This window comes from Olsenella porci (assembly GCF_009695875.1).
In the GTDB taxonomy this organism is placed as follows: domain Bacteria; phylum Actinomycetota; class Coriobacteriia; order Coriobacteriales; family Atopobiaceae; genus Olsenella_H; species Olsenella_H porci.
Genome location: NZ_VUNC01000001.1, coordinates 59282 through 75311 on the forward strand (window position 1 = coordinate 59282; position 16030 = coordinate 75311).

The 16030-nt window shown below is 64.4% G+C and carries 12 protein-coding genes and 1 tRNA gene; 6 read left to right on the forward strand and 7 right to left on the reverse strand.

Translation table 11 applies throughout. From position 1 onward, the window contains the following. Nucleotide 1: 1 nt before the first annotated feature. Nucleotides 2–973, reverse strand: coding sequence for a homoserine O-succinyltransferase (locus tag FYJ68_RS00295; protein ID WP_154433340.1), 972 nt, complete (start codon nt 971–973; stop codon nt 2–4). Between the two features lie 331 nt (nt 974–1304). Between FYJ68_RS00295 and FYJ68_RS00300 the strand changes: the two genes are divergently transcribed. Then, nucleotides 1305–2999: a DEAD/DEAH box helicase gene (locus tag FYJ68_RS00300; protein ID WP_154433341.1), complete on the forward strand. Its 1695-nt coding sequence runs from the start codon at nt 1305–1307 to the stop codon at nt 2997–2999. A gap of 154 nt (nt 3000–3153) precedes the next feature. Here the strand turns inward: FYJ68_RS00300 and FYJ68_RS00305 are convergent, their stop codons facing one another. After that, complete coding sequence (locus tag FYJ68_RS00305) at nt 3154–5031, reverse strand: carbon starvation CstA family protein (RefSeq protein ID WP_154433342.1); 1878 nt, start codon at nt 5029–5031, stop codon at nt 3154–3156. Between the two features lie 415 nt (nt 5032–5446). On the opposite strand from FYJ68_RS00305, the gene FYJ68_RS00310 reads away from it, so the two are divergent. Further along, nucleotides 5447–6748 carry a class I SAM-dependent rRNA methyltransferase gene (locus tag FYJ68_RS00310; RefSeq protein WP_154433343.1) on the forward strand — a complete coding sequence of 434 codons (1302 nt, stop codon included), beginning with the start codon at nt 5447–5449 and terminating at the stop codon, nt 6746–6748. 271 nt (nt 6749–7019) lie between these two features. On the opposite strand, the gene FYJ68_RS00315 is transcribed toward FYJ68_RS00310, so the two are convergent. Both FYJ68_RS00315 and tadA read right to left on the reverse strand, forming a co-directional pair. Then, nucleotides 7020–8000 carry a threonine ammonia-lyase gene (locus FYJ68_RS00315; protein ID WP_154433344.1) on the reverse strand — a complete coding sequence of 327 codons (981 nt, stop codon included), beginning with the start codon at nt 7998–8000 and terminating at the stop codon, nt 7020–7022. Nucleotides 8001–8197: 197 nt separating this feature from the next. Continuing rightward, on the reverse strand, nt 8198–8692 hold the full coding sequence (gene tadA / locus FYJ68_RS00320) for a tRNA adenosine(34) deaminase TadA (protein ID WP_407670308.1): 495 nt from the start codon (nt 8690–8692) through the stop codon (nt 8198–8200). Nucleotides 8693–8838: 146 nt separating this feature from the next. Here tadA and FYJ68_RS00325 point away from each other — a divergent pair. The 4 genes from FYJ68_RS00325 (at nt 8839) to FYJ68_RS00340 (ending at nt 13061) form a co-directional block, all read left to right on the forward strand. Next, a tRNA-Ser gene (locus FYJ68_RS00325) sits at nt 8839–8926 on the forward strand. Between the two features lie 95 nt (nt 8927–9021). Next, a complete protein-coding gene (locus FYJ68_RS00330; protein ID WP_154433346.1) occupies nt 9022–9570 on the forward strand; it encodes a LemA family protein in 549 nt (182 codons plus the stop codon). A gap of 343 nt (nt 9571–9913) precedes the next feature. Continuing rightward, nucleotides 9914–11752, forward strand: coding sequence for a magnesium transporter (mgtE, locus tag FYJ68_RS00335; protein WP_154433347.1), 1839 nt, complete (start codon nt 9914–9916; stop codon nt 11750–11752). 106 nt (nt 11753–11858) lie between these two features. Continuing rightward, nucleotides 11859–13061 carry an Nramp family divalent metal transporter gene (locus FYJ68_RS00340; protein ID WP_229771957.1) on the forward strand — a complete coding sequence of 401 codons (1203 nt, stop codon included), beginning with the start codon at nt 11859–11861 and terminating at the stop codon, nt 13059–13061. A 90-nt stretch (nt 13062–13151) separates the two neighbouring features. On the opposite strand, the gene FYJ68_RS00345 is transcribed toward FYJ68_RS00340, so the two are convergent. The 3 genes from FYJ68_RS00345 to FYJ68_RS00355 form a co-directional block, all read right to left on the reverse strand. Then, the gene (locus FYJ68_RS00345; RefSeq protein ID WP_154433349.1) at nt 13152–14180 is read right to left on the reverse strand and encodes a PRC-barrel domain-containing protein; all 1029 of its coding nucleotides are present in this window, start codon (nt 14178–14180) and stop codon (nt 13152–13154) included. 83 nt (nt 14181–14263) lie between these two features. Then, the gene (locus tag FYJ68_RS00350) at nt 14264–14728 is read right to left on the reverse strand and encodes a YtxH domain-containing protein (protein ID WP_154433350.1); all 465 of its coding nucleotides are present in this window, start codon (nt 14726–14728) and stop codon (nt 14264–14266) included. 161 nt (nt 14729–14889) lie between these two features. Next, on the reverse strand, nt 14890–16020 hold the full coding sequence (locus FYJ68_RS00355) for a cyanophycin synthetase family protein (RefSeq protein WP_154433351.1): 1131 nt from the start codon (nt 16018–16020) through the stop codon (nt 14890–14892). Nucleotides 16021–16030: the final 10 nt, after the last annotated feature.

Consider the following 16030-nt stretch of genomic DNA (forward strand, 5'->3'; position numbering starts at 1 on the left):
GCTACGACTCGAACTTGTCGACCATGCCATCGGAGTCCGCCTTGAGCGACGCGATGGTCTGGGGGACCTTCTCCAGCTCGTAGGGCGTCATCTGGTAAACCCAGTTGAGCCAGTTGCGATACAGGAGGTTGGCGTGGGCGCGCCAGGTGAAGATGGGCTGGTTCTCGGGGTTGTCGTCCGGGAAGTAGTTCTCGGGCAGGCGGATGGGCATGCCCTTCTTGAAATCTCGCCAGTACTCGGATGCCAGCGTGTCTCTCCCATACTCAAAGTGCCCGGTGACGTACACCTCGTGGAAGTCACGCGTGGCAATGATGGCGGGACCGCTCTCGAACCCCTCCGAGAGGACCTGGAGCTCGGGATGGAGGCGCAGCTCCCCCGCGTCGATCGCGGCATGGCGGGAGTGCGGCATGTAGTGGACCTCGTCAAACCCGTTGGTGAGGAAGCTGTACTCGTCGCGCAGACGCTGGGGGAAGACGCCAAAGAGCTTGTGCGGCAAGAGCCTCTTGTGGATGCCATACAGGTGCCAGAGCCCGGCCATGGCTCCCCAGCACAGGAACATGGTGCTGAGCACGTGCTCCTGAGACCAATCGATGATGCGGCACAGCTCGTCCCAGTAGTCGACCTCCAAGAAGTCGAGGTGCTCCACGGGCGCCCCAGTGATGATCATGCCGTCGTAGTTCTTGTCCTCGAACGCGTCGAACGTGTCGTAGAACTTGACCAGGTGGTCCTGACTCACGTGTGTGGACTCGTGCGTGGACACACGCATGAAGTCGCAGCTCACCTGAAGGGGCGACTTGCTGATGAGGCGGAGGATCTGGGTCTCGGTCTCGATCTTGGTGGGCATGAGGTTGAGGATGACCACGCGGAGCGGACGGATCTGCTGCTTGGTGGCCGCCTCTTCCTCGAGGGCGAAGATTCGCTCCTGCCTCAGGATCTTCTTGGCGGGAAGGCCATCTGGGATGTTGATTGGCATGGAAACTCCTCACGTGCGATCGTGCGCGGGAAACTGACGGGGCAATGGTGTGCACCACGCCGCGCATGGCGGCATGGCGCTAGCGCATTCGCTGCGTAAGGCCTATGCGCGTCCCGTTCCAGCACATGGCGCCGTTGGCTCCCCTCCACTTTGCGGTCTGCCCTATGACCGGCTCGCAGGTCTCAGGGTAGCAGCTTTGCGCAAGGCTGAGGGAGACGGACGCGAGCGAGAGTCGCCAGAATCCCCTCCCATCGGGCTGCCAGCCAAAGAATCCGCAGCTACGCGCCACTCTCGTTTGGCAGGGACGCCACCTTGACGCATACTTACCAGTATGGATACGACATTTGCCGAGCTCGGGCTAAACGAGCACATATTGGAGGGCGTGCGCGCCCTCGGGTTCCAGAGCCCAACACCCGTCCAGGCGCAGGCCATCCCCCAGGTGCTGGCGGGGCGTGACGTCATAGCCTCCGCCCAGACGGGAACGGGCAAGACGGCCGCCTTCGCGCTGCCGGTCCTGCAGGTAATCGAGCCGTACTCGCGCGATGCCCGCGCCAAGGCGGGCGTGGCGTCACGGCTCCAAGCCAGTGCCGACGAGGAGGGTGTTGGGGACGACGTCCCGCCCAACCCCAACGGCCCCGAGGTAATTGCCGACGACGTGGCCGGGGGACCGTCCGTCTCCGCGAACGTGGATGGCGACGGCGGCGTGTCGCAGCCCAAGCGCCGCGCCCGCCGCCGTCACCACAAGGCAAAGGCGGACGCGGCGGCCGAAAAGGGCACCGCAACGGGGGAGAGGGGCAAGGGCGTCTCGCATGCCGTAACCCCCTCTGATGGCGCCCCGGGGCAAGCGTCCTCCGCCCCGGCTCCCGCAAAGCGCAAGCGGTCCAGGCGCAGGCGTGGGGGCGGCAAGGCCTCGGGACAGGAGCGCAAGGCCGCGTCGGGCGACAGCCGCGAGGCAAACCCCAACGCCCGCCCCTTTGGACCCTTCGCCCTGGTGGTGACCCCCACCCGCGAGCTCGCGCAGCAGATCGAGGACGTGGTGAGCGTGGTCTGCTCCCACACCGGCCAAAAAGCCGTGGTCGTGATGGGCGGCGCCAAGTTCGACCGCCAGATAAGGGAGCTCGAAGCGGGATGCGACCTGCTGGTCGCCACACCGGGCAGGCTCATCGACCTCATGGAGCACGACCACGTCAGCCTCGACGACGTGAAGGTGTTCGTCCTCGACGAGGCGGACCGCATGCTCGACATGGGCTTTTGGCCCAGCGTCCGACGCATCGTGGCGGCGCTTCCCCGCGAGCGGCAGACGCTGCTCTTCTCGGCCACCATCCCACCGTCGATCAAGGGGACGGTAGACGCGATGCTCCGCGACCCCGTCCAAATCGAGATCGCACGCATAGGCGAAACCGCCGACACCGTTGAGGAGCACCTGTGCCCCGTCACGCAGGGCCAGAAGACCCAGCTGCTCGAGACCCTGCTCAGGACGGGCGGGGCGGCGGGGGAGGCGCCGGAGCGCGTCCTTGTGTTCTGCCGCACCAAGCACAGGGTGGATGACCTTGACTCGTACCTCAAGGCGGCGGGCGTCAAGGTGGACGTGATGCACGCGGATCGCCCGCAGAAGGCTCGCGAGCGTGCGCTCGAGCGCTTTAGGGACGGCAAGGTGCAGGTGCTGGTGGCAACCGACGTGATGAGCCGCGGCATAGACGTGAGCGGCATCGATGCCGTGGTCAACTACGACGTCCCCATGGACCCGGAGGACTACGTCCATCGCATTGGGAGGACCGGGCGCGCGGGTGCGGCCGGCCACGCGTACACCTTCGTAGCGCCAGACGAGATCAGTCCGCTGCGCGAGATCGAGTATTTCACTCACAAGCTGATACCCGTGTGGGACCAGCCGGGCTTTGACTACGACTCCTCGCGCATCGTCCCCAACCCCGGCAGGTCCACCACCAAGCCCAAGCGCACCATGTTCAGTGGCTCGCGGTCGCGTGGCAGGGGCATCTCCGCCGGTCGCTACGGCAGGCACTACTAAGCGAGAGGCGCTCGGCCACATTCCCCGGGCGGCTTCCGCCGGCATCAAGGCCCACCGGGCCGCGCCGCCCGAGCAAATCGCACGTGAGAGCAAGACGCCCCCGCCAGAACCATTCCGGCGGGGGCGTCGTCATTCTCTAGAACCTTCGCGGGCGCTACGCATCCACGGGAGACGCAGTGGCCGCTGCCGCCTCCGCGGCATCGCGCGCAACGTGCTCGCGGCCCATCTCGGTCCACTCGGGCTCCTCGTCGGGGATGGAGCCTGCCTCCTTGGTGAAGAACTCCTTGAGGCAGTTGTACGAGACGATCAGCCCCAACGCCACGAGCAGCACGGCAAACACGAGCTGGAGGCCGGAGGTCGCAGCAACGGAGACCATGGTGCCCGCCGTGGAGCCCGGCATCATGCCAAACAGGCCGTAGGTCGAGATGGCGGTGACGCAACCGATGATGGACTGCACCAGCGAGGTGAACGTGCAGCACAGCAGGAACGCAACGGGAACGTACAGCATCCAGCCCTTGCGCCCGGTGCACTTGCAGAACACGGCGAGCGTGATCATGGTCATGCCACCAAGGAGCTGGTTGGAGGCGCCAAAGAGCGGCCAGATGTTGAGGTAGCCGCCAAAGGTGAGCGACAGGCCGCCGACCAGCGTCACGACGGTGGCAAACCAGGGGTTGCCGACGACCCTCATGGCACCGGTCCTCTCCTGCGAGGCGGCGAGGGCGTCGTTGGACTTGGCGAAGAACTCGGAGAACGAGGCGCGGGCGATACGCGCGACGGCGTCGAGCGAGGTGAGTGCGAGGGCCGAGACGCACATGGTCATGAACACCGTGGCGATGGTCTTGTCCATCCCAAACATGGTCATGCCCTTGGCGATGCCCGCGGCAAAGATCTGGAACGGGGTGGAGGCGACGCCGGCGTTGAGGGAGCCGGTCCCGGCGGTGTTCATCTCGCCGTACATGATTGCGGCGACGACGATGGCGATGACGCCGACGAAGGACTCCAGCACCATGGCGCCAAAGCCCACGGGGAGGGCGTCGGTCTCGCTCTCGACCTGCTTGGAGGAGGTGCCAGAGGAGACCAGGCTGTGGAAACCGGAGAGCGCGCCACAGGCGACGGAGACGAACAGGACGGGGAACAGGGTGGAGCCGGTCTTGGTCGCAAACCCGGTGAAGGCGGGCGCGGTCATGGTTGCCTGCCCGTTGAAGCCCATGACCATGATGCCGAGGACGGCGGAGACGATCATGGTGACCATCATGATGGTGGTGAGGTAGTCACGCGGCTGCTTGAGGGTTTGGATGGGCATTGCGGCGGCGAAGACCAGGTAGACCATGGTCACGGCAATCCAACCGTTTGCGTCGAGGTAGATCGGGAAGCGCATACCGACCGCAAACATCACGAACATCAGCACGACGGCAACCACGAACTGCTTCCAGCCCTTGAGATCAAACTTGCGGCAGAACCAGCCGAAGAAGATCGCGAAGAGCGTGAAGAGCAGCGAAATCGTGCCCGCCGCACCGTTGGCGAACGAGCCGGCGATGTCCACGGAGCCGTCCGCCGCGACCTTCGTCGCAAACGTGCCAGCGACCATCGAGGTGAAGGCAGCAATCACGATGAGGCAGAAGAGCCAGCTGAAGAGGAGGAACAGGCGGCGGCCCGTCTTGCCGATGTACTTCTCGATGAGCTGGGCGAGAGACTTGCCGTTGTTCTTCATGGACGCGTAGAGGGCGCCAAAGTCGTGGACTGCGCCAAAGAAGACGCCACCGACGAGGACCCACAGGATGACCGGCACCCAACCGAACGCCATCGCGACGATGGTTCCCGTGACGGGACCGGCACCGCAGATGGACGAGAACTGGTGAGCGAACGCGGTGAAGCGCGAGGCGGGCGTGAAGTCCTTGCCGTCCTCCATGCGCCTGGCGGGCGTCAGCGCCTCGGCGTCGACCCCCCAGGAGTTTGCAAGCCAGCGACCATACGCAAGATAGCCAATGGCCAGGACCACCGCAGCAATGACGATGACCACCAATCCGTTCATAGTAGAAACCTCCTTTACTCCATAAAGGGGACGCGCGACGCATCGCGCTACTCAACGTGGGGAAGCCTCTCTCCCCCGTTCGCGAAGTGAAGAAAATGGTAAGTCTGAAAAAGAATTCGGTAGACGCTTTGAAACATACGGTTAACGGTTTTTCTGTCGAGGACGTGTTACTCTCAGCCGCTTTGGGAAAAAGGCGCAGCGTTGTTATTGGAAATGTTCAGCTATCTGTATACAGGTTCAATTCAGGTTCACAATTGCACCCCTTCCCAATAATCGCTGGCACAACGGTTACGGTCGGGCACAGGCTCCGAATGCTTAGGTTCTCGTGGGGTCTGCGGGAGGCGACGCAATTTGACCATCGCTTCGCCAGAATGGGTGGGAGAGGAACGTAGGCGAGCGAGGGGGAGATTCCCGCATGAAGAAGGTCCGGCCGTACCCACAGGCAGTCATCTCTCAGAAGGCGGCTCGCGCCCTCAAGGCGGGCCATCCCTGGGTGTTTGAGGGTGAGGTCAAGGCGATTCTCCCCTCCCCCGCCGACGGTCGTGAGGGCGTTAACGGCGACATGGTTGACCTGGTCGAGGAGAACGGCACTTGGCAGGGCGCAGGGCTCGTCTCGATGGCATCGAAGATTCGCGTGCGCCTGGTGAGCAGAAACGCCAACGACCGTTTTGACGAGGGCTTCTGGCACAGGAGGCTCCAGTGGGCGTGGCAGCATCGCAAGGTGACCATGGGCGCCAGGGCGCTGCCCGGGTGCGAGCCAGACACCAACTGCTGCCGGGTCGTGTTCAGCGAGGCAGACGGGCTGCCCGGCCTCATCGTCGACCGCTACGAGGACGTCCTCGTTGCCCAGGTGGGGACGGTTGGCATGGAGCGGCTAAAGGGAACGCTCCTGCCCCTCCTCGTGCACGTGCTGAGGGAGGACGGGCAGGAGATCAGGGGCGTGTACGAGCGCAACGACTCCCCCGCGCGGGCGAAGGACGGCCTGCCCCTGCAGAAGGGGTGGTTCGACCTCTCTGGCACGGACCTCTCGCTCCCCACGCCGGAGTCTGCCCGCGTGATGGTGCGCGAGAACGGCATCGCCTTTGACCTCGACGTCGAGAACAGCCAGAAGACCGGGTTCTTCCTGGACCAGAAGTACAACCGGCGCGCCGTGCGCCAGATTGCGGGCGGGCGCCGCGTCCTGGACTGCTTCTGCCACGTGGGTCCGTTTGGGCTCAACGCCGCGGCGGGAGGGGCGGGCTTCGTTCGCTGCGTCGACGTGAGCCAAACCGCCATCGACCTTGCGCGCGAGAACGCCCGAATCAACAGGCTCGATGCCAACATGGGCTTTACCTGCGCAAACGTGCTGGAGTATCTCCCCCAGCTCGCACACGACCGTCAACTCCTTCGCGACGAGGGAGGCCCCTTTGACCTGATCGTGCTGGATCCGCCCGCCTTCACAAAGAGTCGCGGAACCGTGCAGCACGCCATCAAGGGCTATCGCGAGATCAACGAGGCGGCAATGCACCTGCTGCCCCGCGGCGGCTACCTCGCCACGTGCAGCTGCAGCCACTTCATGACCAGGGACCTCCTCGCGCGCGCGATATCGGAGGCCGCGCACGCCGCCAACGTTCAGCTCAAGCAGGTGGAGGAGCGCCAGCAGGCACCGGACCACCCCATCCTCTGGGGCGTCCCCGAAACCCACTATCTGGACTTCTTCATCTTCCAGGTGGTGTAGGGCCCCTATCTGCGGTTTCCTTCCTCTTTGGGTGGCCGTTTTAGCAACGTATCCCGTCGTATGTATCCAAGCCAGAAACTTCTGGCAATTGCTCCGCTTTATCTGGGTGTATGTAATTTGGATTCCGCATCTTCGATGATGACGTATTGGTGGTGAATTTTCGGCTCGAGCGAAATAGGGTCATACGCATGGTCGGAGTCTACGACCATGATTCGATTCCAGGCTAACTGGCACGGAGCAGGGCGGATATGCCCTTACAGCCAAACCGCGCCTAGGCGGTGAAGTCTTCGGCGAGCACGGACGAGAGGATCCCCACGTCAAGGTTGCCACCGCTCATGACGAGGGCGACGTTCTTTCCTCCCACGACGTCGGGGTAGTCGCGCACTGCGGCGACCACCATGGCACTCCCCGCCTCGACGGCGAGCTGCTCCTGCTCGATCATGAACTTGAACGCCGAGCGAATGGACCTCTCGCTCACCACTACTGTCTCGTCCACGTACTTGGGGTACATCTCGTAGGCAATCTCGCCGATGCCGCCCACGATCGCCTCGCACACCGTGTCGCCCACCGTTGGATAGGTGTGGTAGCACACGCCGTCCTCGAGCGACTGCTTCATGGCGGGGCACGCCTGCGTCTGCACGCCCACCACGCGGACGTCGGGGCGCACGGACTTTGCCGCGACCGCCACTCCCGTGCTGAGCCCACCGCCACCAACGGGCACGACGATGGTGTCGATTTGGGGATTCTGCTCCAAGATCTCGAGCGCCACCGTGCCCGTGCCGCTGTAGACGTTGGGGTCCTGGTCGTAGGGATCCACAAAGAACATCTCCGCACGGTCGATGTAGTTGAGCCCCAGGACGACCGCGTCGTCGTAGTCGGCGCCCATCATCATCGAACGCGCCCCGTAGAAGCGGATCCTGTCCGTCTTGGCACGGGGGGTACCCAGCGGCACGACCACCACGCAGTCCTTGATCCCCAGGTCACGGGCGGCAATCGCCACCGCCACACCGTGGTTGCCGGTCGAGATGGTGCCCACGCCATGCCGGACCTCGTCCGGAGAGAGCTGGAGCATCGAATTGATGGCACCCCTGATCTTGAAACTCTTTCCCAGCTGCTGGCTCTCGAGCTTAAACCAGTACTTGCGATGCTCGCTGTTGAGGTAGATGGATTCCTCCAGGGGCGTCCTTCTCACGTGGGGACGAATTCGACGATAGGCCTCGCGCACGTCCTCGCCGGAAAACCAGTCTGCCATCTTGGAACGTCCCCCTCGCAACCGCATGCCCTTGTGCAATAAAAATAGCTCATTTTCAGCAGCTCACGTGCTATGGACGGCTGTTTTCGGGAGACGGTGGCGGGTATTGCCACACGGGAGACGCCATGCGCAAGGAAGCTGGCAGCCCATACGCAGTGGGAGGGAGGTCGGGCGAATCGCGACCTTTCGACAACCGCCTACTTCCCCCCTGCCGCAGAGCGCAGCGCCTTCCGCTCCGCGCGGCGGGCGCGAAAGAAGTCCCTAAGAGCCCGGGCGCACTCGTCGCCAAGCACACCGGGGGTCACCTCAAACTCGTGGTTGAGCCGCGGGTCGTGGCTCACGTCGTAGAGCGTCCCCAGGGCGCCGCCCTTGGGGTCGGGGGCGCCGTACACGCAGCGGTCGACCCTGGCGTTGACCATCAGGCCGGCGCACATGAGGCAGGGCTCCAGCGTCACGTACACGGTGCATCCCGTAAGACGCCAGCGGCCCAACGCCTGCGACGCGCTGACCAGGGCAGAAAATTCGGCGTGCGCCGAGGGGTCAGCATCGGTCTCGCGACGGTTGTGCGCACGGGAGACGATCTTGCCATCGCAAACGACAATCGCCCCTATGGGCACCTCGCCCTCCGAGGCGGCTGAGGCTGCCTCCTCGAGCGCAATGCGCATGTATGTCTCGTCCTCTTCTTGCGACAACGCCGCCTCCCCTCGCCAGCCCGCTGCCACGAACACGCAACCGAGCATATCATCCGCCGCAAGCTTGCCCTAGCTCGGCCTTGGTACCCTCCCACCGCGGGTTCAGAACACGTAGGTTATGGGGTACGATGTACTTGCTTGCCCCTGGAGGGGTGGCAGAGTGGTTGATTGCAGCGGTCTTGAAAACCGTCGAGCGGTAACACCGTTCCGAGGGTTCGAATCCCTCCCCCTCCGCCTCGGGCAGTTCCTTTGCGCACGTCCACCTCAAGAACGGCGCAACTTCCCGCGCCCCCGCGCATGGCCTTTCGCGCGGCGAGAAAGGAGCACCAATGGCAGCAATCATCATCGTGGCAATCGTCGTCGTGATAGGCATCTGGTTCGTCACCATCTACAACGGCATCGTCACCAAGGACAACCGTTGCGACAACGCCTGGCAGACCATCGACGCCCAGCTCCAGCGCAGGAACGACCTCATCCCCAACCTGGTCGAGACCGTGAAGGGCTACGCCAAGCACGAGAGCGGCACCCTCGAGGCGGTGACCCAGGCAAGGGCCGCGGTCGCAAACGCCAAGACCCCCGAGGACAAGATGGAGGCATCCAACGTCCTCTCTGGCACCCTCAAGACGCTCTTCGCGGTGTCCGAGGCGTACCCCGACCTCAAGGCCAACGCCAACTTCCAGCAGCTTCAGGGTGAGCTCTCCGACACCGAGAACAAGATCAGCTACGCCCGCCAGAGCTTCAACGACTGCGTGCTGGAGTACAACAACGCAATCGAGACCTTCCCGGGCAACATCGTCGCCGGTCGCAAGTTCAAGACCCGCCAGGGCTTCGAGGTCACCGAGGCCTCCGTCCGCCAGGCGCCGCAGGTCAAGTTCTAGGCAGGAGACACAAGGGCAAATCGCTTGGGGCGCATCCCACCGGGGTGCGCCCCTTCTCTATCCAAGGTCTTTGCGCAGCCCTTACCGGAGTCTTCCCAAGACTTTGCGAAGCATTTGCAACCAAAGGCACGGGTCGAATGCATGGCGTGTACAATTGCCCGTGGCTTGGACACCATACCTGTCCAGCATCTCTGCAAACCAAGTAGAAGGGTCATTGATGAAACCTCGACCTCACAGTCGATGACCCCTCGGTGTGCCTCGGTTGGTTGCGCCGGGGGGTAACCCCCCGATGATCGCGCCCGCACCGCCCTGCGGCGGGCGCCCGACCAACAAAGGAGTGCACATGATTTACCTCTCCCAGATGCTGGGAAACCCCGTATACGACCTCAATGGCGAGAAGATCGGCAAGGTCAACGACCTCGGCATCGCCACCGGCGAGGTTTTTCCACGCGTAACCTCGCTTGCCGTGGAGGGGCCAGGCAAGACCCCGTTCATGATCAGCTGGCGCAAGTACGTGGACTCCTACGACGAGCATCAGGTCCAGCTCAAGGTCGTCGCCACCGACATCCGGTTCTCGTACCTTCAGCCTGACGAGGTCCTCATTGCCCGCGACCTCCTCAACAAGCAGATCGTCGACACCCGTGGGATGCGCGTGGTGCGCGTCAACGACCTCAAGCTCTCGGACACCAGCTCCAGCCAGCTCCGTCTCCTGGGAGCCGAGGTGGGCATCAGGGGCATCCTGAGGACCCTCTCCCCTCGCCTGGAGCGCGTCGTCATGCGCATCGCCAAGTCGCTGGGAAGGACCATCCCCGAGCGCATCATTGCTTGGAACTACATGGACCTGGTGGAGAGAGACCTCTCCAACGTCAAGCTTTCCGTCTCGCACAAGACGCTCGACGAGCTGCACCCCGCCGACGTCGCGGACATCCTGGAGAAGCTCGACCCGCGCCTGCGCGGCCAGGTCTTTGCCCAGCTCGACGACGAGCAGGCGGCAAACGCGATGGCCGAGTTCGACGATGACGCGATGGCGGCCGAGATCGTCGGCGGCATGGAGGAGACCGACGCCTCGCGAGTGCTGAGCGAGATGGACCCTGACGATGCCGCCGAGCTCGTGAGCGAGCTGGACTACGAGAAGGCTGAGAAGCTCCTCCGCCTGATGGGCGTGAAGGAGCAGAAGGCAATTCGCCAGCTCCTGGGCTACAAGGAGGACACCGCGGGTCGAATCATGACCAGCGAGTTTGTCCAGCTGTCCGAGGATTCTACCGTCGCCGACGCCGTAAAGGCCATTCGCGGCCTGGACGAGGACTTCGAGGCGGTGCACTACGTCTACCTCAAAGACGAGGAGGGTCGACTCTCCGGCGTCGTGAGCCTGCGCGACCTCATCGACGGCGAGACGGACACGCACCTCTCGGACATCTCGTACGATGACCTGGTGACCTCAAGTCCCGACGACGACCAGGAGGACGTGGCGAAGGACATTGCCAAGTACAACCTCCTCGCCATGCCCGTCGTGGATGACAAGCGCAAGCTCCTGGGCATCGTCACGGTAGACGACGCACTCGACGTCATGGAGGAGGAGCACGAGGAGGACCTTCAGATTGCCGGCGCCTCCACGGGCGACTCCGACGGAAGCCAGCACACGCACGTGCTCTCGTGGCTGCTGCGCAACGAGCTGTGGTTCTTCATCTGGATGCTGGGCGTCATCATTATGGGTTCCATTGCGACAGGAGAGCACACGCTGCAACATACGCTGCTGCTTGCACTCGCGCTGCCGGTCGCGATCGTGTCCGCCGGTGACGCCGTGACCTACGTGACCAACTTCTACCTTGAGTACGACGAGGACGACGAGGACGCCCCGAGCATGCTGGGCTTTGCCCTCCAGGGCCTTGGCCTGGGCATTCTCTTCTCAACGATTGTCCTGCTCGTTGCCTGGGGCATCAACTCCGTCTTCTTCATGCGTGACGCCACGGGCGGGGCATACGCGGTGAGAGGCTTCACTGCCGCCAGCGCGAGCATCCTGGTCTCGTTCCTCACCACGCCCATCTACCTCAGGGTATTGCGAAGGCGCGACGAGAGGAACAAGGAGAGTTCCGGCACATCGCTAGCCTGCATCTCCATGCTGGTGGCACTCGCGGTGTTTGTGGCTGTGGTGCTCCTCTCCACGCATGGGATGGCGATCTAGCATGACCGCCAGGGAGAAGAGGGCCAAGTCCAGACCCGCGGAGCAGGAGAGGGCACAGGGTAAGCGGATCGCGGAATCCAAGGCAAAGAAGACGGGGCTCCTCGCGATGCTCAGCGTGATGGGCCCTGGCCTGCTCACCGCGCTTGCCGGCAACGACGCGGGCGGCATCGCCACCTACTCGTCAGCCGGCGCGACCTATGGCTTTGGCCAGCTGTGGACCGTGCCCCTGATGTGCCTCCTGCTCATCGTGGTACAGGAGACCGCAGCGCGCATGGGCTGCGCCACGGGCAAGGGGTTTGCCTCCCTCATTCGCGAGAAGTTTGGCATCCGCATCTCCGCCGTCGCGATGCTCAGCCTGTGCGTCTCTAACTTTGCCGTCAACGTCTCGGAGTTCGCCGGCATCGCCTCTGGACTCAAGCTCTTTGGCGTGCCCGTGTACGTCTCGGTGCCCGTCTCGGCACTGGCAACTTGGATGCTCACCATGAGCGGGAGCTACCGTAGGGTCGAGAAGATCCTCCTCGCCATCAGCTGCGTGTTCGTCACATACATCGTGGCGGGCGTGCTCGCGCAGCCCGACTGGGGCAAGGCGCTCCATGACACCGTGGTTCCCCAGATGTCGCTCGACCCCGCCTACATCTCGCTCCTAGTGGCCAACGTGGGTACCACGATCTCGCCGTACATGCTGTTCATGGTTGCGAGCAACGTGGTCGAGAAGGACCTGGACGAGGACGACATCCCCGGCCAGCGGGCGGACAACGTGAGCGGAGCCATCGTCGCCGAGGTCATCACGTGGTTCATCGTCCTCACCACGGGGACGGTCCTCTACCCCGCCCACATCGTGGTCAACGACGCCGCGGATGCGGCACAGGCGCTGGTGCCCCTCGCCGGCCAGTACTCCTCGGCCCTGTTTGCCGCCGGCCTGGTCGGCGCGTCCTTCCTCGCCGCCTGCGTCATGCCCGGCGTCACCGCTGGAGCCGTGTGCGAGGCATTTGGCTGGGAGCGCGGCACCAACCGCTCGTGGCGTGAGGCCCCCACGTACTACGGCATCCTCACCGCCATCACCGTCCTCAGCGCCGGACTGGTCATGCTCCCCGGCGCAGACCTGTTTGGCATCATGATGGCCTCGCAGGTCATCAACGGAGTCCTGCTGCCCATCCTGCTGCTGTGCATGGTCTACATCGCCAGCGACCGTCACATCATGGGCCGTTGGGCCAACAGCAAGGCCTGGAATGGCCTCACTTGGTTCACCATCGTTGCGGTCATCATCCTCACGGTGATCATGTTCGCGTTCCAGGCCATGGGGTACTAGGCCCCACCGCAGGCGAGAGACCCGAGGGGGCTCCCATCCCGACCTCCACGCCGGGATGGGAGCCCCTTCCGCTATCAACCGGATGGGCGGCTACTTACTCGCCTTGCGAAACTCGTCCGCGAAGTCCCCGAACATCTTTCCCATCTTCCCGATCTGCCTTCCGGCCTCCCGGGCAACGTCCTGGGACGTGGGCTGCTGTCTCTTTGTGGAAGTCTGGGGCTTCTGCTTGCTCTCGGCGGCCTTAGCGGCAGGCCCAGACGACCTCTTCGCCGGCGCATAGGTCTTCACGGGCGCCTTCCCGCGCTCCTCCTGTGAGCGGTGTAGCTCACCGGCCACCTTGGGGGCGGAGACCCTCACGTCCGCGGCCTCCCTGGCTTCCATCTGGGGCTCCAGCTTCTTGGTGCCGGTCTCCTCCTGGTACTCCCGCTTGGCCTCCGCAAAGGCGCGCTTGGTGTCTCCCAGCGCCTTCCCAAGGGCACGCGAGCCCTTGTCGACGGCCTTTGCCGAGGCCTCGTCCGCCTTGGCAACTGCCTTCTTGCTCTCGACCTTTGCCCGGGCGGTCGCCTCACCGGCACGTGCCGCAGCACCACCCACGGGCTGGAGCGCCGCAGCGGCGTCATCCACGACCATCTTGCCCTTGTGGTGTCCCGCGAGCATGTCAACGGACACCTCAACGCAGCCAATCAGGGACTCCTCAACGGATCCATGTCCCACGTAGAAGTCGCGCACACGCCAGCCATCGGGGTCGATCGCGATGTCGCGGACGTACCCAAGATCCTTGCCGCCCTTGGTGACCACGTCCATCCCCAGCCACATCACGCACGAGTCCCAGTCAAACCCCAGGCGCTTGCGGGCGGCAGCGTCCAAGCCGTCCTCCTGGTTGGTCACATGCAGGCCGTCCTCCTTCGTGACAAACGCGTCACGGGCGAGAAACGCGTCCTCGCGCTTGACCACGCCCGCCACGTCGGGCCGCTTCACCAGATAGCCCACCAGCTCGTCACCCGAGGGGGAGAAGACGACCATGTGGACCCTGCCGAGCTTCTTGACTTTTTCGACCCCCTTGCGACCGACCTTGGTGTAGTAGACCTTCTTCCCCACGATATCGTTGGCCTTTATCATGCGAGACGGACCCCCAATCCAAACGGAGGGGCGCGACGTCCTGCGCCGCACCCCTCCCGATGCATTCTCGTTGAGGCCAAGCGCTACTCGGCGCTGGGCGCACCCTCCTCGGACTCGCTGCCAACGACCTCCACGTGCACGCCCTCGGCCTCCTTCTCGCCCGCGGCTGCAGCTGCGCCGGCAACGCCCGCAGCCTGGCCGGCAACGGTGTTGACCACGTCGCGCACCTGGTCGGAGGTAGAGGTCACGGTATCAGAGAGCGAGCTGCGAAGCTGGTCCATGCGCTCGCGGGCAAGGTCGACCTTGGCGCGGAGCTCGTCGGTCGTTGCGTCGACGCCAGGGCGCACGTTGCCGATCTTCTCGCCCACAACACGCGAACCACGCTCGTAGGAGTCAACCGCAGAGTCCCATGCGTCGTTGACGGCGTCGGCAGCCATGGCACGGCTCTCGGCACCGGAGCGCGGCGCCATGAGGATGCCGGCAGCTATGCCCGCAGCCACGCCCACGACCGTGCCAGCCACAAATCCAAGCGTCCCCTTACTGCTCATTGCATCCTCCTTGTGCCGACCCCGCATCCGCGGGGACATCGTCATCCCTAGCGAGGCCGCACCTCGCCCATAGACCACTTTAGCCACATGTTACCCAGTTTGAGGCGAGTTACCAGCAAGCGCACCCATGTGGAGAGGATACGGCGGGCACACGGCCAAGCCTACCCCTCCCCCTCCGGGGGATCCCAGGGGAGAGGAACCTTGCCCTCTCCACCGTCAGCCGTACCGCCGGCAGCGTCCTCCCCTCCGCCGTCACCAGGGGTATCGCCCCCGTCGGCCCTCTCGCCCAAATCGATGTGCGGGCGCGTGGCAAACGCCGTGTTGAGCTGCGAGGCGTAGTCGTCATGTCCGTGGGTGAGAACGGGCTCCTCCGGAGGCTCGTCGGCAAACGCATGGCGCGAGACGGGCTCGTCCTCCTGGCTGGGAACCAGCTCCTCCGAGGGAGGCTCCCAGGCAACCCTCTCCGCGAGCAGGTCCTGCGAGGACTGGTAGGCCTCGGGAGAGACTGCGAGCATGCGCTGGATTTGCGCGGCCGAGGATGCGCTAGCGGTATCCCCCTCGGTCGCCCCCGCTAAAGGGCCGTCGTCCTCCACCGCCCACGAGGGACGCCTCTCACGCTCCTGGGCCTCACGCGCCTCCCTCTCGGCACGCAGGCGCTCCCTGGCCTCCGCCGCCTTCTTCGCTGCGATGGCCTCGGCTGCCTCGCGACGGCGGGCCAGCTCCTCCTCGCGCTGGGCGAGGAGCTCCTTGCGCCGCTGCTCCACCTCGTCCTGGATCTGGCGCTCCACCTGCTCCTCGTACTGCTTGGCGGGCTCGTCTCCCAGGCTGCTGACCAGGTTGGTCAGGCCACTCACGATGGCCTCGATGTCTGGCTTTGGCTCGCCGCCGCCGCTGAACGCCCAGTTCATGATCCACACGGCACTGGAAAGGGCTCCCGCCACCAGGACGTCGTCCGGGCACGAGAGCTGGATGTCGTACGTGCGGTTCTCACCCGGCACGGGGGTCGTCTTTCCACTTGTGATCTCGCCCGAGGCACTGGACTGCGAGAGAAGCTCCACGGTCACGTGCTCCAGGAGGTGAGCAAGCTCGGTGTTGCCCATGACCTCCTTGAACGTCTCGCCGGAGTCACCGAGGCACACGTGGTCGATGATGTGGGGCATGAGGTTGTAGACGCGCGTAGTCGCGCGGAGATCGCCACTGGTGAGGAGCGGTGCCTCCTTCGAGACCCGCACGCGGGCGGTGAGGTTCTTGAGCCCCACCTCTACCCTCTGTATCTGTATGATCTCTGCCATGTGGGCCAAC